Below are 21,847 nucleotides of genomic sequence, written 5' to 3' on the forward strand. Positions count from 1 at the left end.
GGAAAGCTTCGGCGGCTTCGACGGCTTCGGCCTAATCTCCTGAATCTTCGCTGTCGGACCTGGTTTCCGGCTGAAGACCGGCAAGCGTGCCGATCCGAACGGCCTCGGCCGTGTTCGTCGCCCCGATTCGAAGGAGCATGTTGGCGCGGTGCATCTCCACCGTTCGTGGGCTGAGGCCCAGTTGCGAGGCAATTTCCTTGCCGCTGCTTCCGCTCATGATGTGCTGAAGAATCAGCTTTTCGCGGGGCCGGAGCGACTCCACCCGCTGAAGCGCTTCGCGCCGCTCGCGATTGGTGCCTTCCCTGACTTCGAGCAACCGGACGGCCGCCGTCAAGGCTGTGAGCAGATCCTCGCTGCGGAAAGGCTTCTCGACGAAGTCCACCGCGCCCAGTCTCATCGTTCGGACCGCGGCCGGAACGTCGCCGTGCGCTGTAACGATGATCACGGGCCAGTCCGGACAACGCGCAGACAATTGCTCGAGCACGGCGAACCCGTCCACATCGGGCATTCTGAGGTCGAGCAGGATCGGCCCAGGATGGAGCGAATCGAGCGCCGCCAGGAAATCGGTTCCGGAAGAGAATGGACGGCTCTGGATCCCGGCGGACGCGAGCAGCGCGCTGACCGAGACGCGAACCTGCCTGTCATCGTCGACGACATAAACAGGAATCGCTGAGCTCCGCCCGGACGGCGGCGCCGCGGCCCGATCTTGCGGCTGCATGGACATCCCCTAACTCACCAAATCATTCAATAAGCAGCACTTTTCATATCTGCGAGACAGTATAAACACCGTCGAAATATTCCTGTAACCAAAGCGGTGTTCATGCAAGTTTGTTCCGCCACAAGGCGGCTCCTGCAGGATCGTTACCGATGGAACGGATCAAGGCGCACTATCGATCCCGGGCGGACAAGTGGCGGGCCGTGGCGATGGACATGCCGGAAGCGAAGCGCAGGGCCTGTCTCGAACTGGCCGAAATTTTCGAGGAGCGGGCGCGCGGGCTGGAGCTTCAGCCCTCGCCTTCCAACCCATCGCAGCCCTGATCGGCCGTTCCACGGCTTGGCGAAGCGGATCTGCGACTGCCTAGTCGCCATCATCACGGCTCGGGCTGCTCTCGCCGCCGGATCGCTGGAGCGGGTAGCGGGAATCGAACCCGCATCACAAGCTTGGAAGGCTAGTGCTCTACCATTGAGCTATACCCGCCCGATCGATGACCTAGCTGATCATTCCCGACCGGTTTTGCAACCCCGGTTCGGTCCGCAAAGTCGCGGCTGCGCTTGGCATAGCAACGGCCGTCCGGTCAACAGGCTGGAACGATCGAGCCGCTGACCGGCCTCTTTGCAGGCAAGGCGATCCCGTCAGAGAAACAGGAGTGCCAGCAGATAGGCGACGCCGCCTGCGCCGGCGATCGCTGCTGCCCAGAGAAGAATGTCGTGAAGGGTGACGTCGCAGAATCCCGAGTCGAATTGCAGATCTTCGCCGATGGCCATGATGACGCCGCCCAGGGCGGCATAGAAAAGGAGACCGAGCGGCGGGATGTGGACGAAGCCCATGTAGAGCGGGATCAACAGGACGGCGGCCAGAAAGGCAGCTGACTCGATCCAGAGTTCGATCCAGCCCATGTTCGACCCGAAGCGGCGGCCGGTCTTCGTCGTCATTCCGTCCACCAGCCGCTGTCCTGGTTGGCAAGCCACTCCGGCCCGCCTTCATAGAAGGCTCCCGCCAACCACAGGATGGTCGCGCCGGCAGCGAGCAGCAGCAACAGGGAAGCCAGGATCGCGGTAATGACGGCCGCGTCCCTTCCGCTTCGGCTTTGCAATCGATTGTTCATTCCGCTCCTGCTCGTCATCAACGGTTCCATTCGCGTCGGTTACGGCTCTGGAGAGCCTTGAAACTGCGCCAGGCGGTTCGCGCAGCCTCGATCAGGCTCGAGTCGACGCCTCGTCCGACCAGATAGGCGTGGAGTTCGCGCCACGAGCGCGCATTCGGAAATTCGGGATCGCCCCTGGCAAAGGCGATGAACGTCCAGGCGGACGCGGTTCCACGGCCGAAATCATATCTCCGAGTCAGAACATAGTCCCGAAACGTTCCCGACGCCGTCCGCCCGGGGAATATGCGCAACTCCGCGGTGGCACTGATCGGGCTGACGCGAACCGCGGAATCAGACATCGAGCCGGTATCCAACGCCTGGCTCGGTGACGATCAGCCGAGGTTCGGAAGGATCCTCTTCCAGCTTCTGGCGGAGCAGGGCGATGTAGGTCCGAAGATATTGCGGGTCCGCGCCCGGATCGCCCCAGCCCGCCAGCAACAGCCGTTTCTGAGTGACGACCTGTCCCGCACGTTCGGCGAGGAGCCGGAGAAGATCGAACTCTTTCGGCGAAAGCCTGATCTCCTCGTTCAGCAGCGCGACCTTGCGACGCTGAACCTCCACGGCGAGCGGACCGGCCTCGATCGTTCCGGCAGCGGCGGTACCGACTGCGCGGCGCTGGGCAGCCCGCACCCGAGCCATCAGCTCGTCAATCCCGAACGGCTTGTCGACATAATCGTCTGCACCGGCATCCAGAGCGGCGACCTTTTCCGCCTCCTGATGCCGTGCCGAGATGACGATGATCGAGGCACCGCTTCGGCTTCTGATCTCCGGGATGAGATCCTTCCCGTCGGCATCGGGCAGACCGAGATCGAGCAGCACCAGGTCCACCGCTTGCTGGTGGGCGATCCGGACGCCCTCTGCGCCACGAAGGGCCGCAAATACATGCCACCCCTGCGAGGTGAGCACCGGTTCGAGCGCTCGGGCGATAGCCGCTTCGTCATCGACGATCAGGATTCTTGGCCTCACGACCGCGACTTCCCCGAAGCGACGAGCGCCAGTTCGACGGTGACGATGGTTCCCGCACCGCCGTCACTCGGCACGCCCGCCCAGATGCGTCCCCCGAAGGCCTCGGTGAATCCCTTGGCGATTGCGAGGCCCAGGCCGCTACCCTCCTGCCCCTTCGTAGCCCGCGCGCGATAGAAACGTTCGAAGATCCGGCCGAACTCCGAGGGTGGTATCCCGCATCCGAAGTCGCGGATCGACACCAGGACGCAGCCCTTGCGAATCCGGGCGAGAACATGAATGGGCGAACCGGGGTCGCTGTAGCGGACGCTATTCTCGAGCAGGTTGTAGAAGACCTGCTCGAGCATCACCGGATCGGCCCGAACCAGGGCTTCGGCGGGTTCGATCTCCTTGTGGATCGGATGATCTCCACCGAGCGTCCTCGTCTGGACGATTGCGGATCCAAGGACCTCGATCGCATCGCACGGCATGAACCGATCGCGGTCGAGACCCGCCTGAAGGCGGCCGAGACTCAGCAGCTTGGTGGTATAGGTATTCAGACGGCCGCATTGTTCCTGGATCGTGTTCAGCAGATCGGCCCGGGAACTCTCGGGAAGCAAGGCGCCATAGCTCGCGAGACTGGTCGCGGACGCGGAGATGGCGCTCAGCGGAGTGCGCATGTCGTGGGAAACGGACGAGAGCAGGGCCGTCTTGAACTCCTCCGACTTGCGGATCAGCTCTGCCTCGGAAAGGCGCTGCAGCAACAGACATCGCTCCATCGCGATGCTTGTCAGATTGATCATGGCCGCCAATCCGTCGCCCTCAGAAGCTTCTTCGTCAGGGAGGCTCCACTCGAAGACGACAACGCCCAAAGGCCTGGAGGCGCTGGAAAGGAGAAAGCCCGAACATCGGCCCTCCCGCAAATGGGGCACTGAAGCGGCGACCAGCTTGGCGGCGAAACCTGAATGCCGGGTCGACCGGCCTATCGGATCGAGGCCCGAATCGGCGACGACATAAAGCTCGACCAGAAGAGCGCTTTCGCCGACGCAGGCGCTGACCGCATCGAGCACGTCCGTCAGATCCACCGCAGACTGCAGGCGCTCGCTCAGGGCGAGCATCGCCGAGGCCTTTCGGCTCGCCCGTTCGGCGGCCATGGCCCGGTCCTTGAGCCGGCCGGTCAGCATCCCCGCGGCGACCGCTCCGGCGTTGAATGCAAGGATCGGGACATAGTCCTCGAGGCTTGCGAGACTGAATCGGAAGGCGGGCTCGATCAGGAACACGTTGTAGATCACCGACGCGGCGAGGGCCGCCAGGATCCCGCCCCAGACACCCTCGACCGCGCCGGCGAGAATGACGCCGATCAGGAAGATGATCGCTGCCGTGATCGGTCGACCAGCCGATTGGGCCAGCGCCGAAGCCGCGGCCGATGCGACGAAGGCGGCAACCGCCGCGGCATGGATGGCCGGACTTCGGGAAGGCAGGCGCCAAACCTGACCCAGGTGCGGGCTTCGAACGCTGCCGGCCCGGGGGAGCCAACGGGTCAAATTTGCAGGCAAGTCCAAGGGCCACGGCCTTTTCGCATCGCTCACGCCCATCATAGCAGACTCGTTCCGCCCTGACCCTCGTGGCAGCGGCGGAAGGGTCCGCCGGGAAGGCCATTCAGGGCGGCCCGGTCTTCATCGTGGACGAAAGTCGCTCCGCTTGACGCGAACTTGCGGCCGATCGAGGAAGACTGGGCGTGAAGGTACCACCGCCCAGTTTCGGTCGTCACGAGCACTCGTCCATCCTCGTAGCGAACCATGAAGGACCGGCCCTGGTCGCAGACGAAAGCAACCGTTCGCTCGGTTGTCCGCGACGCGCACGCATTGGCTCCACAAAGGAGAATGGTTGTCGCCAGCGCTTGGATGCCGGACATTGGTCGCATGTCGTCCAGCTAGAGGCCTGCCGGCGCGGACGTTACCATGACTTTTATATGAGTGGCTCTGCGGACTTCCCATTCGTGGAGCGCCGGAGGGCTGACCGGTTTCAAGTCAGGGTCGAATCGGCCGACATCGACCGCTCCGGACCAGCGCCGCCGCGGTCATGGCGGCTTCGCCCATCGGGTGAGGGAGATAGGATCTTGGAAAATGCGGTCGGAAGAGGCTAGTCGGGGCGCCTCGACCAGTCCGATCCGGTGCCCGCCGGAACATCCACGACTATCCTGGACCCTTCTGTCAGCGAGAGGAGCTGGAATGACGTCCCGACCATCTGCACTTCGGCATTTTCTGAAGAGCGAGGCGGCGGGCGGAGTCCTCTTGATGGCTGCTGCAGCGCTTGCGCTGATCGTCGCCAATAGCGGCTTTGCCGACGCCTACCATCACTTCATCCATGCCGAAACCGGTCCGGTGCTGGCGCCGAAGCTCGGCCCGATGACCGTGCATCTCTGGATCAACGATGCCTTGATGGCGCTGTTCTTCCTGCTGGTCGGACTCGAGATCAAGCGCGAGTTCGTCGACGGCCGCCTGGCGACCTGGCAACAGCGCCGGCTGCCGGTGATCGCGGCGGCAGCGGGCATGGTCGTTCCCGCCCTCATCTACCTTTTCGTCGTCGCTGACGAGCCCGGCCTCGCCGACGGCTGGGCGATCCCGGCCGCGACCGATATCGCCTTTGCGATCGGAGTCCTCGCTCTGCTGGGCAAGCGCGCGCCGACCTCGCTGAAGCTCTTCCTCACGACCGTCGCCATTGTCGACGACATGGGCGCGGTCGCGATCATCGCGCTTGCCTATACTGCCGAGATCAACACCCTGGCGATCGGTGCGGCGGCCGCGATCCTGTTCGTCATGTACGTAATGGGTAAGAGCGGCGTCACTCGCCTGTCGATCTACATGATCGCTGCCGCCGCTTTATGGTATGCGGTCCTGCTTTCGGGCGTCCATGCGACGATCGCCGGGGTTCTTGCCGCGATGACGATCCCGGTCGTCAAGTCGCCCGGAGCGCCCGATTCGGAAAGCTCGCCACTGCACCGGCTCGAGCATGCGCTCGCCCCCTGGGTGGCTTTCCTGATCGTCCCCCTGTTCGGCTTCGCCAATGCCGGAGTATCGTTCGGAGTCCTCGGCCTGAACGCGATTCTTGCTCCGCTGCCGCTCGGCATCGCCGCCGGCCTCTTCATCGGCAAGCAGCTGGGTATCTTCGCGGCAATCTGGCTGACGGTGAAGGCCGGCCTTGCCAGCCCGCTTCGGGGAGCCACCTGGCTGCAGGTCTATGCCGTTTCGCTGCTGTGCGGCATCGGCTTCACGATGAGCCTGTTCATCGGCGCCCTCGCCTTTCCGGGCGATCCGCTGCTCGTGGAGGAGGCAAAGATCGGCACCTTGCTCGGCTCCTTCCTGTCCGCGATCACCGGCTATCTCATCCTCCGATTCGCCCCTTCGCATGCTCGGCAGGAGGAGGTCGAACAGCGGGTCTGGAGCGAAATTCGCGCCGATGGCGACGTTGAACGGCTCGAATCCGCCTCCGAATGATTACTTTCGGCAAAGCTTAGCCTAGCAATACTAAGCCCCCGAGATTAAACGGGCTTTGGCCTGAGCGGGGATCGTGCGGACTTTATCGGAACTTGTTGCCTGCGCCTTCTGCGTGATGGCTTCCTCGACTGCGCTTGCGCAGACCCCTCTGCCTGCGCCGACCGGCCGGCCGCTCGACATCGACTTCAGCCGCGACCCGGTTCTTCAGCTTCGGCGAGAGCAGGCTTCCTTCACCGAGTTCCGGGCGATCATCGGAGCCGCGGTCGAGCGACATCCCGGGACAGCCGAAATCGCCGCCAACGAGGACGAGGCGCTGGCCGTTCTCGAGGAAGCGCGCTCCGCGCAGCTGCCGACGGTCGACACCACCGTCACCTCCTATCGAGTGATTGCTCGCGACTTTTCGAACGATCAAAGCAACATCATCGAGCGCTCCCGCCCGGAGCAGCGCACCGACGCCATCCTTTCGGTCCAGCAGCTGCTCTTCGATTTTGGCGCCACGAACCGGCGTATCCAGGCGGCGGGAGCGCGACTGCGCGCGGCGGGCGCCGAGCTGGAAAGCGCGGCCGACCGGATTGCGCTCAACGCCGTCGCCGCCTGGTACGACGTGTTCGGCTACCGCTCGCTTCTCGCTCTCACCGACGCCTTCCTCGCCAGTCAGCGCGAGCTACGCGAAGCGGTTCAGCTCAGGATTCGCGAAGGCGTTTCGGCGGAGGGCGACCTTGCGCGTGTGGATTCCTACATCGCCCAGGCCGAGACTCGACTAGCCCGCTTTCGGCGGCTGCTGGCCAATGCCGAGGCGCGTTTCACCGAACTCACCGGTTCACCGCCTCCACTGGATCTCGAGCGCGCCCCTACCCCGCAGCTGATCGTGGCCAGCCGGGACGAAGCGGCAATGTCCGCGCAGGATTCGGCACCGGTGCGGTCGGCTCAGGCGCTGGCGGACGCGGCTCGCCACGAATCGCGCGCAAGCCGCGCCGAGCGCTTGCCGCAGCTCAGCGCCGGAGTCGACGCGGGACGCTATGGCGTGTTCGAGAATGAGCGGGACTACGACATTCGCGGGCGGATCGCCCTTCGATATCGGCTCTTCGGCGGAGCGGATGCGCGCTCGGAACAGGCCGAGGCGCGGGCCCGCGCCGCCGACGCTCGAGCGACCCGAGTGATGGAGGAAGCCGAGAGGGACGCGGCCATCGCCTGGTCGGACGTTCGGGCGCTGGAAGAGCAGCTCGATGCGATCGAGGCGGCCTATATTGCGAGCCGGCGATCGCGAGACGTGATCGCCGAACGTTTCCGGGTCGCTAGAGGAACGCTGTTCGACGTCGTTGCCGCCGAAGATGCCTATTTCGAATCGGCCACGTCCTATATCCAGTCGCTGACGGAATTGGACGCCGCTCGCTACATCCTGCTATCAAGGATCGGTCGTCTCCTCGACGTGCTTCAGATCCAGCCCGACCAGTTGCGAGGTGAAGTTGAACGCTGAACCTCTGGTCAAGATTCCGAAGCCGCGGCTCGCGACCTGGCTGATGGAGCCGATGCGCCGCAATCGCGCGACCTACTGGAAGGTTGCCGTGGCTGCCGTGTTCATCAACATCTTCGGCTTGCTCACGGCGCTGTTCACGATGACGGTCTACGACCGGGTCGTTCCCAACAACGCCATGTCCTCGCTGGTGGCGCTTTCGATCGGGCTCGGCATCGTCATCATCTTCGATTTCATCCTGAAGATGCTGCGCGCCTATTTCGTCGATCATGCGGGAGCACAGATCGACCGCGAAATCGGCGAAAGCGTGTTCGAGCGACTTCTGGCGATCCGGCTGGATCTGAAGAAGGGCTCCACCGGAGCGCTGGCCGGAATGATGCGCGAACTCGAGGCGCTGCGCGACTTTTTCGCTTCGGCGACGCTGACGGCGGTTGTCGACGTGCCGTTCATCCTCCTGACCCTGCTCGTCGTCGGCCTGATCGGCGGCCCGGTGGTGATCGTCCCCGCGCTGATGGTGCCGCTCGTAATCCTGATCGGCTGGCTGACGCATCCGGCGATGGAGCGCCTGTCGGCCCGGGCCATGGGCGAAGGGCTCCTGAAACAATCCGTCCTGGTCGAGGCGATCGGCGGACTCGAGACGGTCAAGACGTCCGGTGCCGCACCGCTTCTCTCCCGGCGCTGGCTGAAGGCGGTGGAGCAGCATTCGGACAGCTCGCTTCGGCAGCGACTGGTGGCGTCGATCGGGGTGACCTTCGCCACTTCGGCGGGAACCATTTCCTATGCGGGCGTCGTGATCGTCGGAGTCAATCTGATTGCCGAGCAGCAATTGACAATGGGCGGACTGATCGCCTGCTCGATCCTCGCCGGCCGAGCGATCGCTCCGCTTGCCCAAATCTCCCAGCTCCTGTCGCGGATCACGTCGACTCGCACGGCCTACCGGCAGATCGACGAAATGATGCAGCTCGCCCCGGAAGGGCCGGAGGGCGAACCGCTTAAGCTCAGCCGGATCGAAGGCCGGATCGAGTTCCGCAACGTCGGGTTTCGCTACCCCGGAGCTCCGGAGCGCGCGCTCGACGGGCTGAGCTTCACGATCGAGCCGGGCGAGCATGTCGCCCTGCTCGGCAGGGTCGGCTCCGGGAAGTCGACCATCGCCCGGCTGGTTCTTGGCCTTTACCCGCCGGAGGAAGGACTGATCCTGGTTGACGGCACCGACCTTCGCCAGCTCGATCCGGCCGACCTGCGGGCAAGCATCGGTGCAGCCATGCAGGAAAGCGTCCTGCTGACTGGCTCGGTGCGCGAGAATATCGTTCTCGACCGACCGGGCGTGGACGATGAAGAGCTGATCCGCGCCGCCACCATCTCCGGAACGCACCAGTTCATGGGGCAGATCGCCAACGGCTACGATCTTCGCCTGGCGGATCGCGGCGAAGGCCTTTCGGGCGGGCAGCGTCAGTCGATCGCCATTGCTCGAGCGATTGCCGGCCGACCCCCGATCCTGATTATGGACGAACCGACGAGCGCGATGGATGCGCAGACCGAAGCGGGGCTGATCCAGCGTCTCCAGAGCGAGCTGAAGGGCCGCACCCTGATCCTGATCACTCACCGACCGCCACTGCTTCAGCTGGTCCAGCGGATCATTCTGCTCGACAAGGGCAAGGTCGTCGCCGATGGACCCCGGGATTCGGTGCTGAAGCAGATCATGCGCCCGAAGGCCGCCTGAACGATGCACGGAACGCCCCTCGAAGATCTCACCACCCGCCTGAAGCCGCGTGCGGCCTCGAACCTCCTGCTCTGGGGCGTGACCGCCTTCGTCCTCGTCTTCTTCGTCTGGGCAGCCCTTACCGAGCTGGAGCGAACCGTCCGCGGCATGGGCCGAGTCATTCCAAGCTCGCAGCTTCAGGTGGTCTCCAACCTTGAGGGGGGAATCGTCGAGGAGATCCTGGTCCGCGCTGGACAGCTGGTCCAGGCCGGCGATCCGCTCGTCCGGCTCGACCAGACCGCGACCTCCGCCGAATTCGGAAGCGGCGAAGCGACCGTTTCCGCGCTGAGGGTGAAGATCGCCCGGCTCCAGGCGGAGGTGGACGGACGCCAGCCCGTCTATCCGGCCGCCACCGACCCCGTCATCGCCGACCAGATCCGGATCGAGCAGGCGCTCCATGCCTCGCGCCTGTCCGATCTCTCGAGTGCGGTCAGCGGGGCGCAGGCGCGGCTGGTTCAGGCACAGCGCGCGGTCGCCGAGGCCGACGCGGCTTATCAGGCGAGGATTTCCGCCCGCGATGCGCGCCAATCGGAAGCGCAGCTCCTTCGACCGCTCGTCGAACGCGGGATCGAACCGCGGCTCAGCCTGGTCCAGGCCGAAAGCGCCGCCGCCGTCGCCGCCAGCGAGGCGCAGGCGGCCGCCGCCGCCGCCGCTCGCGCCCGCTCGGCCGTCGCCGAGGCGAGTGCCGCACTTGCACGGATCCGTCAGGAATGGCGCGCTCTGGCCGCCAACGAGCTTGCCGCAGCCCAGGCCGAGCTCGCCGCCCGCCGCCGCTCTCTTCCCGCCCTCGCCGATCGGGTCGACCGGACCGTGGTTCGCGCGCCGCTGGCGGGCAGGGTCAACCGGGTCCTCGTCACCACTCGGGGCGGATCGGTTGCCCCGGGAGCGCCGCTGGTCGAGATCGTTCCGTCCGAGGAAAGCCTGCTCGTCGAAGCGCGCATCCGGCCGGAAGACATTGCCTTTGTTCGAATGAACCAGGAAGCGAGAGTCGCCATCACGGCTTATGACCGCGCCGTTTACGGCACGCTCGAGGGACGGGTCGTGGCCATCTCGCCCGATGCGGTTCTGGAGGAGCGGACGGGCGAGACCTTCTACGTCGTGCGTGTCCGCACCAGCGAAAATGCCTTGCGCGACCAGAACGGCCGTCGGCTTCCGATCGGCCCTGGAATGGTGGCCGAAGTCGACCTGCTGGGCGACAGCCGGACGGTGCTTCAATATATCCTTTCGCCGATCACCAAGCTGAGCGAGACAGCCCTTCGCGAGCAGTAGCTACTCGGCGGCGATCGAGGCGGGGCTTTGATCCCGGGCCACGGCAAAGAGGAAGTCGTTCAGTGCCTCGTCGAACGGCCGAAGCATCTGGCCGCGCGAACTGGCAAGCACGGTGCTGCGCTGCTCCGATGCCGGCGCTTCCACGACGAGCGAAGGATCATGGCCCGCCCCCTCCGCCAGCCGGCGGGCGAATTCATACCAGCTCACCTCTCCCTGACTGGCGAGATGCCAGACACCCGTCTCTCCGTCCACGAGCAGATCGAGGGTCGCGTGGCAGAGATCAGGCACGTAAGTCGGGCTGACGATCGTGCGCGGACAGGCTTCGACGGCCTCCCCTTCCGCGAGCCGCCGAAGAACGTGCCAGGCGAAATTATGCTCGTCCCAAGGGCCGAAGAAGGCCGAGGTCCGGACGACGAGCGCTCGCCCTCCGGCGCGTCGAACGAGCCGTTCCGCTTCCGCCTTGCTTTGCCCGTAGAGGCCTTCAGGGCATGTTTCGTCCTGCTCGACATAGGCTCGGCGGGCGCGGCCGTCGAACACCAGATCCGATGAGAAGGTAACCAGCGGGATGTCCGCCTGAGCGCAGACGCGAGCGAGATTGCCGGCCCCGGTCGCATTCCAGGCCAGGCACGCTTCCGCTTCCCGCTCGGCGTCGGCAACCCGAACGAAGCCGGCCGTGTTGATCACGGCCCAGGGCCGGTGAGTCGCCATGGCGCGGGCAATCGAGGCCTCGTCGCAAATGTCGAGTTCGGCTCGGGCCGTGAGGCAGAAAGGCAGCGCCCTTTCCTCGCAGATCCGCGCAAAGGCCCGACCGAGAGTACCCGAAGCGCCGGTGATGAGCAGCTTGCGCCCTTCCCAGGCCAGCGGTCTGCAACTGCCGCTCCAGGGATAAAGCCGGGGCGGGCGGCGCCACCAACCAGGAGAATCGAGCACCGGGTGATCGAAGGCCTCTCCCTTCGCGAAGGCGCAGGCCGCCCGGGCGACGATGGTCCGGCGCGGTTCCGGGCCACGCACGTCGAACGCACCCGTGTCGTAGAATCCGTTGCGCTGGGTGAGCAGGAACCGCCAGTCGACATTGCCGAATAGCGACCACAGCGTGACGGCCCGAAGATCCATGCCTTCGGAGCGAAGCGAACGGGCGGTTTCCCAGACCTCCACGAACCAGCGCAGTTGCTCGTCGCGATGGCAGCCATGATGGACCTCGGTGATCGCCACCGGCAGCCCATAACGGCGCCAGGCCTCGCGAAGCTGGGGACCTATTCCGGTATCGTCCTCGAGTCGTTTCACCCGCACCGCCTCGGCATCGACATAGGTATCGCGGCCGTTTCCGCCCGGTTCGTGTTCCGGATAGAGATGGAGGCGATGGTCGAGGAAGCGTTCGCTGGTGAGATAGTGATTGATCCCGATCAGGTCGGGGGTCCCCTCGCCGGATTCGAACCGTTCCACCTCGTCCCAGCCGATTCCCGCACCGAGCAGGATGTTTCGCCAGGGATGTTTCGCGGTCACTCGACCACAGAGCAGGTCAAGGCTGAGCCATCGCCGCTCATTTTCATGCGCGGCCTGATATCTCAGCGGCGCCGTCGAGAAAGTCTTGCCGAGATCTTCCGTCTGGACGAGCCGAGCTCCCGGGACGACATTCCGGATGGCGGCCATAGCCTCGACCACGCCCCGACACTGATTGACCAGTGCTCGAAGGAAGGTGGGATAGTCGCGGCCATGCGGGTACCAATGGCCATAAAGACCTGAGAAGCGGGCCGTCGTCAGCGGCTCGTTGACCGGAGTCCACAACTCGATCCACGGATAGCGCTCGGCCACGACGGCAGCATAGTCGGCAAGTTTTCGCGGGAAATCGCGGTCGAGCAGGCTGGTATAATGCGGCCCGGAACCGTGGTGGAGCAAACCGCCGATGACCCTTATGCCGCGCTCGCGGAGCATGGCGAGCCGTTCGTCCGTCCAGGAAAAATCGAACCGGTCAGGCGATTCCGGCGCAACGGCCTCCCACAGGATCGGGTAGCGAAGGGTGCGTATACCCAGCTGCTCGATAAGGTCGATATCCCCGGGGCGGTCGTGGTGCCCCGTTTCGACCGTCTGGTTGCGCCAGTCCTCCCCAACCCTGGCAATAGTGCATTCCACGCCCCCCCACAGCTCGAGCGGGAATGTATCCACCGTCCTGACTTCCCTGTTACGCCCCACGGGCCGAGTAGGAGGCAAACATTGTGGGGGTGCAACGGTTCCGGAGAAATGCCCTAAAGCAGATCAACGCAGCCGCCCCCGACCGCCTCAATCGATCGGGAGCACAGCAATCCGCATGTCGAGCGCCATCGACTCCCCCGGTTGAAGAACGCGCAGTCCAAGCTCCGCCCACGCCTCTTCAGGTTCGTTCAGCGCCGCATTGGCATGGCTGACCGGCTCCGCTGCAATGTACTCGCCCGACGCCGGGGAATAGATCTGGAAGAAGTGTGCGGTCGAAGAGGCCATTTCCGTGAGAAAGGGGATTCCGGGAGTCGAGAGCCGCGCAACGCCCTTCCAGCCGCCAAAGCCGTTGTCGAGACCCTGGCCGCAGATCAGGCGATCCTTGAGATCATAGCGCCCCTCGGCGGCGACCCGCTCGACCGGAAGAACCTTCTCGTCGACGGTCCAGACGCAATCGACTCCCGTTTCGAGTCGCGTTTCCCCCGAGCAAGGGAAATAGGGATGTTGGCCGAGGCCGCAGGGCATCGGCGCGTCGGAAAGATTGCGGCAGCTGAGGTTCAGGGAGAGCCCGTCAGGATCAAGCCGGAAATGCTGGCGCGATTCGTAGCGCCACGGCCACTCGCCAGGCTCGTGGCCATGCACCAGTTCGGCCTCGTCCCGGCTTGCCCGCTCCACCTGCCACTGTGCGAGCCAGCCTTGCCCGTGAAGCGGGCTGGGATCGCCGGCCATGTTCGGTGCAAGGCGCACTTCGATTCCGCGGAACTGGAAAACTCCGCCGCGGATCCGGTTGCAATAAGGGACGAGTGGGAAGCAGCCCGTCGCCAGAACGCTTTCCGGCACTCCGGAACAGCCCCGCAGTACCGGGAAACTCCTGAGTGGCGTTTGCCGGTCGAAGCGGACAATGCTTCCCCCCACTCGCGGTGCCAGCACCAGCTGGAGCGAGTCGGCTTCGAGGACGAGGAGGTCCGAATGATCCATAGGCTGAACCAGCCCATACGGATCCATTCAGAGCTTTGAAACCCGGCTGTGGGTAAATGGAGATTAAGCGCTTGCGTCGAGATTCGGGCGCAAGTTATGTCGCCCGTGGGGAATACCGGGAGGGGTGGTGATGAGCAGGATGGTTAAGGACTATGTCGAGATCGGCGACCACACGTCGCTCGACACTTTGATTGCGCGGCTGACCGAGCTTCGCGACAGCTTGCCGCAAGGCACGGAAGCAGAGATCAGGATGCGGGGCGACGACGTGTTCGGCCGGCATCTGTCGATCGCTTTTCTTCGCCCGCAGACCGCGGAGGAAGCGGAATGCGAGGCGCGCTATGCCCATGCCTATGAGGAATCGCGCCAGCGCGTGAAGGCCGAATTGCAGGACGAGATCGGCGATCTCGCGGCGTCGAACCGCGGGAAATTGCGGGCGGTCGCCTGAATCGCTGACGGAGCGCCTTCCCGAACGGGAGGCGTTGAGACCCTGATGATCCGCCCCTGGAGGCCCAACGGCCCCCGGGGCGATCGTCACTGGCGGCGCACTTGCCTTTTCACCACTCGGCGAAACTGCCGTCCCGCTGGCGCCAGATCGGGTTGCGCCAGCGATGGCCTTCGCCGTGCGCCTCGCGAACAGCCTCTTCGTTGATCACCACTCCAAGACCCGGGCCGGTCGGAATCGGCAGGAAGCCGTCGACCGGAGTCAGCGGTGCGGGGTCGCTGCAATAGCTGTAAAGGTCGGCGCCGACATTGTAATGGATGCCGAGCGACATCTCCTGGAGCGCGACGTTCGGCGCACAGGCGGCTAGCTGGAGGCAGGAGGCCAGCGCCAGCGGTCCAAGCGGACAATGAGGCGCCACCGCAACGTCATAGGCCTCCGCCATGGCCGCAATCCTTCGGCATTCGGAAATGCCGCCGGCATGGCTGAGGTCCGGCTGGATGATGTCGACCGCATCCCGTTCGAAGAAGGGCTTGAAGTCCCAGCGCGAATAGAGCCGTTCGCCGAGCGCGATGGGAGTCGAGACGAGCTGGGCGATCTGCGCCAGCCCTTCCGGATTTTCGGACAGCAACGGTTCCTCGATGAACAGCAGTCCGAGCGGCTCGACCACCTTGGCAAGCTGCTTCGCCATCGGCCGGTGAACCCGGCCGTGAAAGTCGAGTCCGACCTCCACCCCTTCCGCCTGAGCGGCCTCGACCCGAGCGACGACGTCGTCGAACAGCCTGGGAGTCCCGATCCAGTCCGTTTCCGGCGTGGCGTTCATCTTGACCGCCGAGAAACCCTGGGCCCGGCGTGCTTTCGCCGCCTCCCCGATGTCGTTCGGCCGGTCGCCGCCGATCCAGGCATAAGCGCGCACCCGGTCGCGCACCCTGCCGCCCAGCAATTCCCAGACCGGAAGGCCGAGAGCCTTGCCCTTGAGATCCCAAAGCGCCTGATCGAGCCCCGACAGCGCCGACATCAGGACGGGACCGCCGCGATAGAAGCCGCCGCGATAGGCGACCTGCCAGATGTCCTCGATCCGCCACGGATCGTGACCGACGAAGCGATCGCGAATCACTTCAAAGGCCCCGACCACTGCCTCGGCATGGCCTTCGAGGCTCGCTTCCCCCCAGCCGACAGCCCCCTCGTCCGACTCGACCCTGACGAAGAGCCAGCGCGGGGGCACGAGGAAAGTCTCGATCCGGGCAATCTTCATGAGCCGACTTCCGATTCCGCGCTTTCGGTCGGAACCGCTCTCAGCCGGCGGGCGGCCTCCTCCTTCTGCTCGCGGGCATGCATTCCGCCCGAATGGGATGGCGAAACGACCGGGACGACAAGGCACAGACTCGAGGCCGGGAGGATTTCGCGCCAGTCGGCGATCAGCTTCTTGTAGGCCCGGCCGACGTTACGGATGTTGCGATCGAGATCGTACAGGCCGACCGGGTGGACCCGGTTGTTCTGCTCGCGGAGCGCCGTGTCCCAGTCGATCTGGTCGGTGAGCGAGTACCAGGTGAAACCGACGGTCGGGATTCCGACATTGCGGATTCGGAGGACATTGGCCCATTCCTTCCAGAGCCAATGGACCGCCTCCTGACCGGTGGCCCCTTCGCGCATGTTGGTTTCGGTGTGCATGATCGGCAGACCGTAGCGCTCGAAATACTGGCGCGTGATCTCCGAATAGCCGAACACCTCACCCGACGCTTCGGTGTGGCCGTCGGCGAAGACCCGATGCTCGTTGGTCAGATAATAATCGTTGCCGAGGATGCAGTGCTGCTTGAGGCGGTGCTTCAGGAACCAGTGATACTCCTCCTTGGTCATGCCATTGTCGAGGAGATATTCGTACATGTCGCTGTTGACCCGATTGCCGTAGTTCAGATCGAGCGACAGGAAGCGCCAGCGGTTGCGAACCTCCGCCGGCCCGATCGCGGCCGGGCTGTCCGCGTGGAAATATTCCGAGGATTCGGACTGGATGAAGATGGCATCCGGACGCCGCTTCAAGATCTCCGTCATCGCCATGACGTTCGCCTTGACGATGTTCTTGAGCGCGGTGACGAAGCCGAGGTCGGTCGTCAGCTGCTCGTTCCACCAGCCATATTTGGCCGAGAAAACGGCGCAGATGAACATCTCGTTCACCGGCGTGTAGAGCTGGACCCAGGGATAGCGCTCGGCGAATTCGGCCGCATAGCGGGCGAAGAGCAGCGGAAAATCGGGATTCTGGAAATTGCCGATCCAGTCGGGGACCCCGAAATGGCACAGGTCCACGATCGGCGTGATATCGCGCCGCCTCAGATCCTCGAGCGTGAGATCGGCGAATTCCCAGTCGAAGCGATCGGGCGCAAGAAAGGTTCGATGGAGCGGCGGCCCGAAGCGCAGATAGTGGATCCCCAGCTCTTCGACGCAGTCGAAGTCGGTTCGCCAATGCTTGTAGTGACCGCAGGATTCCATCTGGTCGATCCGGGTACGGCCGCCATTGATGGTGGGGATGCTGTTCTCGATCCCCGTTGCGAACATGAAGTGGGCGATGCTGTCCTCCCTCGCTCGGCCGAAGCGCTTGCGGTTTAACCCCGAAAGGGTACTTCCGGCACCCCTTTGACTCCAGGTACCGTCATAAACAGCCCGCCCGCATTAGGTTGCAGTTTCAGTTCATCGGCGGTCAGGTCGCGGCTTGCCGAGGTGATGAAAAGCCGGTCCATTTCCGCGCCTCCAAACGCGCAGCTGGTCGGCCTCTGGACCGGAAGCTCCAGCTCCTCCACCACCTCCCCCTGCGGCGAAAGCCGGCGCAGGCACCAGCCGTCCCAAAAAGCGATCCAAAGGCAATCTTCCGAATCGACCGTCATCCCGTCGGGATAGCCTTCGCCCGCTCCGAATTGTCGGAACAGGCGCCGGTTGGTGGCCGAACCCTCCGAGTCGAGATCGAAGGCATAAACCCGCTGAAGTGCCGAATCGGTATGATACAAGGTCCGACCGTCGAGGCTGAAGGCGGGCCCGTTGGTCACTCGATAGCCGCTGTCGATCCGGCTCCAGCCCAGACCGAAATCGAGCCGGTACAGCGAACCCGAGGCTTCCCGCTCGTGCCGGTCCATCGTCCCGGCCCAGAACCGTCCCTGGCGGTCGGTCTTGCCATCGTTGAACCGGTTGGACGAGAGCTCCGGCTCGGGATCCCCGATCACTCGAAAGTGGCCGCCGTCAGGATCGACTTCGAGAAATCCATCATAGCCGCCGCCGATGAAGCCGCCGCCTTCGCGCGGGACCAGCGAGCAGACGTGCATCGGAGGCTCGATCCTCTTCAGCCCGCTCTGTTCGCACCAGCGGAAGATTCGCTTTTCGGGTATGTCCACCCAATAGACCGCCTGCTCGCGTTCGACCCAGACCGGGCCCTCTCCGAGCACGGCCTTCACGTCTGCGACGCAGCTGATTTCGCGGCTCATGATCTGGCGATAGCCGGAAAGGTCTTGCGCGCAAGAGCCTAGCGACCCAAGGGCCGACCGGACGTTTGAAGCTGCGGAAGGAGCGGGATGCACTGGCCGGAGGGTTTCATCGCCGTCGACTGGGGAACGACCAACCGCCGCGCCTATCGCCTTGGTAGCGACGGCGCCTTGGCCGACGAGTTCGAAGACGGGCGCGGTATCCTGTCGGTCCCGCCGTCCGGTTTCGCCGAGGCGGTGGCGGAGATCCGCTCCAAACTCGGTGACCTGCCGATGCTGATGGGCGGGATGATCGGCTCGAATCGCGGCTGGGTCGAAGCTCCCTACGCCTCCTGCCCTGCAGGGCTGGCCGAGCTGGCGACGAAGCTTTGCTGGGTGGAGCCCGGCCGACTCGCCATCATTCCGGGAGTCGCCTTCGACGAGGGCGATGGTGCCGACGTGATGCGCGGCGAGGAAGTCCAGATCCTCGGCGCCGCGGCGAGCGGGCTCGTCCCTCAGGATGCCCTGGTCTGTCATCCGGGCACGCACAACAAATGGGTTCGGGTGGAGGGCGGCCGGATCGTCGCCTTCCGGACGGTGATGACCGGCGAATTGTTCAACCTGCTCGGGGAACATAGCATCCTTGCCGACCTGCTCCAGGAGCCAGTCGAACCGGACGAAAGGTTCGCTGCCGGAGTTCGGCGCGGGCTCGACCATGACGATCTCACCGCGGAGCTCTTTTCCGTTCGAGCCCGCGTCCTGCTCGGCAAGGCCGATCCCGGCGACGCCGCGAACTATACAAGCGGATTGCTGATTGGCAGCGATCTCCGGATCGGGCTTCGCACGGCCGGGGTCGGCGAAGTCATCGTGATGGCCCGGCCGGAACTGACGCGCCTCTATGCGGCGGCGCTTGCCGAAGCAGGGGTGGCGAGTAGGCAGGTGGATGGCGAAGAGGCGTTCCTGGCTGGAGCTCGGCAACTGGCGGAGATTGCGCAATGAAGGCGGGCGAGGAACTGAAACGGCGGCTCGGCGAGTGCCCGCTGGTCGCCATCATTCGCGGGGTAACGCCCGACGAGGTGGAGGCGATCGGCGAGGCACTGGTCGAGGCCGGAATCCGGATCATCGAAGTCCCGCTCAATTCGCCCCAGCCGCTGGAAAGCATCGCCCGCCTCGCCCGCTCGCTGAGCGACAAGGCACTGATCGGAGCAGGAACCGTCCTCGATCCCACGCAGGTCAGCCAGATCAAGGAGGCGGGGGGCCGGATCATTGTTTCGCCGAACACGAATCCAGAAGTCATCGCGGCGAGCGCGGCCGCCGGGCTGGTCTCGGCTCCCGGCTATTTCACCCCCTCCGAAGCCTTCCAGGCGCTCGAGGCCGGAGCCCACGCTCTCAAATTCTTCCCGGCAGAAGCGGCGACTCCGGCGGTGGTGAAGGCCCAGAAGGCCGTCCTTCCCGCCGAAGTGCCGCTGCTCGTCGTCGGCGGAGTGAAGCCGGAGACGATGCAGTCCTGGCAGGAAGCCGGCGCGGACGGCTTCGGGCTTGGGAGCGGCGTCTACCGGCCCGGGCAAAGCCCGGCCGAAACGCTCGCCAGGGCCCGCGCCTATGTCGAGGCACTGGGCGGCTGACATGACGCTCAGCATCGGCATCGTCGGCTACGGCAATATCGCCCGCCACCAGCACGAACCCGCAATCGCAGGCGAGCCGGCTTTCAGGCTTTGCGCCGTCGTCAGCCCCAGTCACCGCGGCCCGGAGGAAGTGCCGAGCTTCGCCACGCATCAGGAGATGCTGGCAGCGCTCCCGCAACTCGATGCGGTGGCGATCTGCACGCCACCGGCGGTTCGCTACGAAGTCGCGCGCGACTGCATCGCCGCCGGCTGTCACGCCTTGCTCGAAAAGCCCCCAGGCATCTCGCTCGGCGAAGTAGGGGAGCTCGAGCGGCTCGCCGAGGAGCAGGGAACAACCCTCTTCACAACCTGGCATGCGCAGGAAAATCCTGCCGTCGCCGAAGCAAAGGCGCGCCTTCGGGGCCGTCGGATCGGGGGGATGCGGGTTCGCTGGGAGGAGGACGTGCGCAAGTGGCACCCAGGCCAGCAATGGATCTGGGAGGCCGGCGGGTTCGGAGTGTTCGACACGGGAATCAACGCCCTTTCGGTCGCGACCCGGATCTTCCCCGGAACCCTGATCCTTCGGTCTGCCGAACTGCTGTTCCCGGCGAACCGCCAGACTCCGATCGCGGCGAACCTGGAGCTCGCCAGTCCGGCCGCCTCGGGTGGCCTCCATTGCCGATTCGATTGGCGCCACAGCGGGGAAGAATGCTGGTCCATCGAAGTGGACGTGGAGGAGGGCGAGCGACTGTGCCTCAGCGAGGGTGGCAGCCACCTGACGGTGAACGGCGAAAAGGTCGTCACCGAGGGGCGCAACGAATATCCCGAGCTCTACCGCCGATTCGCCGAGCTGATCGCGGAGAGGCGCTCGCACGTGGACCTGGAGCCGCTTCGGCTGACCGCCGACGCCTTCATGCTCGGCCACCGAACCGAGGTCGAGCCGTTCGAGGATTGAACCGGTCGAACAAGAGGCTTGAACGAGCCGCCAGGCTGGTCTTTGCTGGCCGCAACCAGGGAAGGACATCCATGAAGCTCAGCCGTCTCATCGCCGCCGCGGCGGTCCTCGCACTCGCCGCTCCGGCTTGGGCCCAGCCGCAGGCCGCCACCGCCCAGACCCAGCAGGAGCCGGTGACCGTGATCCACGCCGGAACCCTGCTCGCCGTTCCGGGCGAAGCGCCTCGGCGGGAACAGAGCGTCATCATCCGCGGCCGGCGAATCGCCGAGGTTCGGCCCGGCTATGTCGAGCTTCCGGGCGCACGCGTGGTCGACCTTCGCGACAGCTTCGTTCTTCCCGGGCTGATCGACATGCACGTCCATCTCGAAGGCCTCGACGATCGCCTGCAGGCACGGCTGCAGGCGCCGTTCCGCGACTATGAGGACGAGGCCTATACCGCCCTGCTCAATGCCCGGCGGACCCTGCTCGCCGGCTTCACCACGGTCCGCGATCTCGGCGCCGACCCGCGAACGATCATGTCGCTTCGCGATGCCATCAATGCCGACCAGTTTGCCGGGCCGACGATCGTGCCGGCAGGCACGATGATTTCGGTTTCCGGCGGCCATGGCGACGCCAACGGGCTCAACCGCGATCTCACCGGGATTTACGAGCCGCAGATGATCAACGTGTGCAACGGACCGGACGATTGTCGCCGAGCCGTTCGCGAGCAGATTTCGCGAGGCGCCGAGGTGATCAAGTTCGCAGCGACGGGCGGGGTCCTCAGCAATGTCCCTGGCGGCCTCGCCCAGCAGATGCTGTCGGACGAGATGCGCGCTGTGGTCGAGACCGCCCGCAGCTTCGGCCGGCGGGTTGCCGCGCACGCACACGGCGTCGACGGAATCAACGCCGCACTCGAAGCCGGCGTGAATTCGATCGAGCATGGCACCTTCACCAACGAGCGCACATTCGAACTTTATCGTCGAACGGGCGCTTATTATGTCCCGACCCTGCTCGCCCCCGCCGCCGCTCTGGCCGACGGCGAGCGCGGCGCGCTTACCCCGGCACAGCTCCAGAAGGCGCGTGAAGCGGCAGGCAATGCCGAGCGAAGCTTCGCCCAGGCGGTCAGGGAGCGCGTGAACATTGCCTTCGGTACCGATACCGGAGTCAGCCGGCACGGCGACAATGCCCAGGAATTCGCGCTGATGGTTCGCAACGGAATGACGCCGATGGCGGCGATCCGCTCAGCGACGGTGAATGCGGCAACCCTGCTCGGGCGTGAGGATAGGCTCGGCACGATCGAAGCCGGCAAGGACGCGGACATCGTCGCGGTTCGCGGCGATCCGACGGAGAATGTCAGACTGCTCGAAAATGTCGGGTTCGTGATGCGCCACGGCCGGGTCCACAAGCTCAATGGCGAACGGCAGCTGACCGAAGTCGACTGAGACGATCGGGT

General features: G+C 64.9%; 22 protein-coding genes and 1 tRNA gene. 10 read left to right on the forward strand and 13 right to left on the reverse strand.

Translation table 11 applies throughout. From position 1 onward, the window contains the following. Nucleotides 1-31: 31 nt before the first annotated feature. Nucleotides 32-718, reverse strand: coding sequence for a response regulator transcription factor (locus ACRYLT_RS03160; RefSeq protein WP_482662657.1), 687 nt, complete (start codon nt 716-718; stop codon nt 32-34). A gap of 149 nt (nt 719-867) precedes the next feature. Between ACRYLT_RS03160 and ACRYLT_RS03165 the strand changes: the two genes are divergently transcribed. Beyond that, on the forward strand, nt 868-1,038 hold the full coding sequence (locus tag ACRYLT_RS03165) for a hypothetical protein (protein ID WP_482662658.1): 171 nt from the start codon (nt 868-870) through the stop codon (nt 1,036-1,038). An 86-nt stretch (nt 1,039-1,124) separates the two neighbouring features. Here ACRYLT_RS03165 and ACRYLT_RS03170 read toward each other — a convergent pair. From ACRYLT_RS03170 to ACRYLT_RS03200, 7 genes are all read right to left on the reverse strand, one after another. After that, nucleotides 1,125-1,198 (reverse strand) — tRNA-Gly (locus tag ACRYLT_RS03170). Nucleotides 1,199-1,353: 155 nt separating this feature from the next. Continuing rightward, a complete protein-coding gene (locus ACRYLT_RS03175) occupies nt 1,354-1,653 on the reverse strand; it encodes a hypothetical protein (RefSeq protein ID WP_482662659.1) in 300 nt (99 codons plus the stop codon). Then, a complete protein-coding gene (locus ACRYLT_RS03180; protein WP_482662660.1) occupies nt 1,650-1,844 on the reverse strand; it encodes a hypothetical protein in 195 nt (64 codons plus the stop codon). The genes ACRYLT_RS03175 and ACRYLT_RS03180 overlap by 4 nt, the downstream gene beginning before the upstream one ends. Beyond that, nucleotides 1,844-2,164: a hypothetical protein gene (locus ACRYLT_RS03185; protein WP_482662661.1), complete on the reverse strand. Its 321-nt coding sequence runs from the start codon at nt 2,162-2,164 to the stop codon at nt 1,844-1,846. The genes ACRYLT_RS03180 and ACRYLT_RS03185 overlap by 1 nt, the downstream gene beginning before the upstream one ends. Further along, nucleotides 2,157-2,831 (reverse strand): response regulator, encoded by a 675-nt coding sequence (locus ACRYLT_RS03190; RefSeq protein ID WP_482662662.1) that lies wholly within the window; start codon nt 2,829-2,831, stop codon nt 2,157-2,159. The genes ACRYLT_RS03185 and ACRYLT_RS03190 overlap by 8 nt, the downstream gene beginning before the upstream one ends. Further along, nucleotides 2,828-4,369, reverse strand: coding sequence for a sensor histidine kinase (locus ACRYLT_RS03195; RefSeq protein ID WP_482662663.1), 1,542 nt, complete (start codon nt 4,367-4,369; stop codon nt 2,828-2,830). Before ACRYLT_RS03195 ends, ACRYLT_RS03190 begins: the two co-directional genes overlap by 4 nt. Nucleotides 4,370-4,401: 32 nt before the next feature. Beyond that, nucleotides 4,402-4,722 carry a hypothetical protein gene (locus ACRYLT_RS03200; protein WP_482662664.1) on the reverse strand — a complete coding sequence of 107 codons (321 nt, stop codon included), beginning with the start codon at nt 4,720-4,722 and terminating at the stop codon, nt 4,402-4,404. Nucleotides 4,723-5,038: 316 nt separating this feature from the next. Between ACRYLT_RS03200 and nhaA the strand changes: the two genes are divergently transcribed. The 4 genes from nhaA (at nt 5,039) to ACRYLT_RS03220 (ending at nt 10,806) form a co-directional block, all read left to right on the forward strand. Then, nucleotides 5,039-6,304, forward strand: coding sequence for a Na+/H+ antiporter NhaA (gene nhaA, locus ACRYLT_RS03205; RefSeq protein ID WP_482662665.1), 1,266 nt, complete (start codon nt 5,039-5,041; stop codon nt 6,302-6,304). A gap of 73 nt (nt 6,305-6,377) precedes the next feature. Beyond that, complete coding sequence (locus tag ACRYLT_RS03210) at nt 6,378-7,781, forward strand: TolC family protein (protein ID WP_482662666.1); 1,404 nt, start codon at nt 6,378-6,380, stop codon at nt 7,779-7,781. After that, nucleotides 7,771-9,498: a type I secretion system permease/ATPase gene (locus ACRYLT_RS03215; RefSeq protein ID WP_482662667.1), complete on the forward strand. Its 1,728-nt coding sequence runs from the start codon at nt 7,771-7,773 to the stop codon at nt 9,496-9,498. The genes ACRYLT_RS03210 and ACRYLT_RS03215 overlap by 11 nt, the downstream gene beginning before the upstream one ends. A 3-nt stretch (nt 9,499-9,501) precedes the next feature. Beyond that, nucleotides 9,502-10,806, forward strand: a complete 1,305-nt coding sequence (locus tag ACRYLT_RS03220) for an HlyD family type I secretion periplasmic adaptor subunit (protein ID WP_482662668.1) — start codon at nt 9,502-9,504, stop codon at nt 10,804-10,806. Here ACRYLT_RS03220 and ACRYLT_RS03225 read toward each other — a convergent pair whose 3' ends face one another. Continuing rightward, a complete protein-coding gene (locus ACRYLT_RS03225) occupies nt 10,807-12,969 on the reverse strand; it encodes a family 1 glycosylhydrolase (protein WP_482662669.1) in 2,163 nt (720 codons plus the stop codon). Nucleotides 12,970-13,083: 114 nt separating this feature from the next. Continuing rightward, nucleotides 13,084-14,001 carry an aldose 1-epimerase gene (locus tag ACRYLT_RS03230; protein ID WP_482662670.1) on the reverse strand — a complete coding sequence of 306 codons (918 nt, stop codon included), beginning with the start codon at nt 13,999-14,001 and terminating at the stop codon, nt 13,084-13,086. Nucleotides 14,002-14,104: 103 nt separating this feature from the next. On the opposite strand from ACRYLT_RS03230, the gene ACRYLT_RS03235 reads away from it, so the two are divergent. Next, nucleotides 14,105-14,419, forward strand: coding sequence for a hypothetical protein (locus ACRYLT_RS03235; RefSeq protein WP_482662671.1), 315 nt, complete (start codon nt 14,105-14,107; stop codon nt 14,417-14,419). A gap of 109 nt (nt 14,420-14,528) precedes the next feature. Here ACRYLT_RS03235 and dgoD read toward each other — a convergent pair whose 3' ends face one another. From dgoD to ACRYLT_RS03250, 3 genes are read right to left on the reverse strand one after another with little or no spacing between them, the layout of a single operon-like run. Then, nucleotides 14,529-15,668: a galactonate dehydratase gene (gene dgoD / locus ACRYLT_RS03240; RefSeq protein WP_482662672.1), complete on the reverse strand. Its 1,140-nt coding sequence runs from the start codon at nt 15,666-15,668 to the stop codon at nt 14,529-14,531. Next, entirely contained in the window at nt 15,665-16,963 is a 1,299-nt protein-coding gene (locus ACRYLT_RS03245; RefSeq protein WP_482662673.1) for a family 1 glycosylhydrolase, read from the reverse strand. Before ACRYLT_RS03245 ends, dgoD begins: the two co-directional genes overlap by 4 nt. A gap of 47 nt (nt 16,964-17,010) precedes the next feature. Continuing rightward, entirely contained in the window at nt 17,011-17,880 is an 870-nt protein-coding gene (locus ACRYLT_RS03250) for an SMP-30/gluconolactonase/LRE family protein (protein ID WP_482662674.1), read from the reverse strand. A gap of 87 nt (nt 17,881-17,967) precedes the next feature. Between ACRYLT_RS03250 and ACRYLT_RS03255 the strand changes: the two genes are divergently transcribed. From ACRYLT_RS03255 to ACRYLT_RS03270, 4 genes are all read left to right on the forward strand, one after another. Further along, on the forward strand, nt 17,968-18,855 hold the full coding sequence (locus ACRYLT_RS03255; RefSeq protein ID WP_482662675.1) for a 2-dehydro-3-deoxygalactonokinase: 888 nt from the start codon (nt 17,968-17,970) through the stop codon (nt 18,853-18,855). Continuing rightward, nucleotides 18,852-19,481, forward strand: a complete 630-nt coding sequence (locus tag ACRYLT_RS03260; protein WP_482662676.1) for a 2-dehydro-3-deoxy-6-phosphogalactonate aldolase — start codon at nt 18,852-18,854, stop codon at nt 19,479-19,481. The genes ACRYLT_RS03255 and ACRYLT_RS03260 overlap by 4 nt, the downstream gene beginning before the upstream one ends. Before the next feature lies 1 nt (nt 19,482). Next, nucleotides 19,483-20,415, forward strand: coding sequence for a Gfo/Idh/MocA family protein (locus ACRYLT_RS03265; protein WP_482662677.1), 933 nt, complete (start codon nt 19,483-19,485; stop codon nt 20,413-20,415). A gap of 71 nt (nt 20,416-20,486) precedes the next feature. Continuing rightward, on the forward strand, nt 20,487-21,836 hold the full coding sequence (locus tag ACRYLT_RS03270; protein WP_482662678.1) for a metal-dependent hydrolase family protein: 1,350 nt from the start codon (nt 20,487-20,489) through the stop codon (nt 21,834-21,836). The last annotated feature ends 11 nt before the right edge of the window (nt 21,837-21,847 follow it).

The organism is Sphingosinicella sp. SM1-17 (genome assembly GCF_056821765.1).

What these genes read in the sequence shown, in the direction of transcription:
- ACRYLT_RS03235 (WP_482662671.1), top strand. Translation starts at nt 14,105, where the DNA reads ATGAGCAGGATGGTTAAGGACTATGTCGAGATCGGCGACCACACGTCG.
- ACRYLT_RS03220 (WP_482662668.1), top strand. Translation starts at nt 9,502, where the DNA reads ATGCACGGAACGCCCCTCGAAGATCTCACCACCCGCCTGAAGCCGCGT.
- ACRYLT_RS03260 (WP_482662676.1), top strand. Translation starts at nt 18,852, where the DNA reads ATGAAGGCGGGCGAGGAACTGAAACGGCGGCTCGGCGAGTGCCCGCTG.
- ACRYLT_RS03180 (WP_482662660.1), bottom strand. Translation starts at nt 1,844, where the DNA reads ATGACGAGCAGGAGCGGAATGAACAATCGATTGCAAAGCCGAAGCGGA.
- ACRYLT_RS03175 (WP_482662659.1), bottom strand. Translation starts at nt 1,653, where the DNA reads ATGACGACGAAGACCGGCCGCCGCTTCGGGTCGAACATGGGCTGGATC.
- ACRYLT_RS03270 (WP_482662678.1), top strand. Translation starts at nt 20,487, where the DNA reads ATGAAGCTCAGCCGTCTCATCGCCGCCGCGGCGGTCCTCGCACTCGCC.
- ACRYLT_RS03160 (WP_482662657.1), bottom strand. Translation starts at nt 718, where the DNA reads ATGCAGCCGCAAGATCGGGCCGCGGCGCCGCCGTCCGGGCGGAGCTCA.
- dgoD (WP_482662672.1), bottom strand. Translation starts at nt 15,668, where the DNA reads ATGAAGATTGCCCGGATCGAGACTTTCCTCGTGCCCCCGCGCTGGCTC.
- ACRYLT_RS03185 (WP_482662661.1), bottom strand. Translation starts at nt 2,164, where the DNA reads ATGTCTGATTCCGCGGTTCGCGTCAGCCCGATCAGTGCCACCGCGGAG.
- ACRYLT_RS03255 (WP_482662675.1), top strand. Translation starts at nt 17,968, where the DNA reads ATGCACTGGCCGGAGGGTTTCATCGCCGTCGACTGGGGAACGACCAAC.
- ACRYLT_RS03245 (WP_482662673.1), bottom strand. Translation starts at nt 16,963, where the DNA reads ATGTTCGCAACGGGGATCGAGAACAGCATCCCCACCATCAATGGCGGC.
- ACRYLT_RS03230 (WP_482662670.1), bottom strand. Translation starts at nt 14,001, where the DNA reads ATGGATCCGTATGGGCTGGTTCAGCCTATGGATCATTCGGACCTCCTC.
- ACRYLT_RS03200 (WP_482662664.1), bottom strand. Translation starts at nt 4,722, where the DNA reads ATGTCCGGCATCCAAGCGCTGGCGACAACCATTCTCCTTTGTGGAGCC.
- ACRYLT_RS03265 (WP_482662677.1), top strand. Translation starts at nt 19,483, where the DNA reads ATGACGCTCAGCATCGGCATCGTCGGCTACGGCAATATCGCCCGCCAC.
- nhaA (WP_482662665.1), top strand. Translation starts at nt 5,039, where the DNA reads ATGACGTCCCGACCATCTGCACTTCGGCATTTTCTGAAGAGCGAGGCG.
- ACRYLT_RS03165 (WP_482662658.1), top strand. Translation starts at nt 868, where the DNA reads ATGGAACGGATCAAGGCGCACTATCGATCCCGGGCGGACAAGTGGCGG.
- ACRYLT_RS03250 (WP_482662674.1), bottom strand. Translation starts at nt 17,880, where the DNA reads ATGAGCCGCGAAATCAGCTGCGTCGCAGACGTGAAGGCCGTGCTCGGA.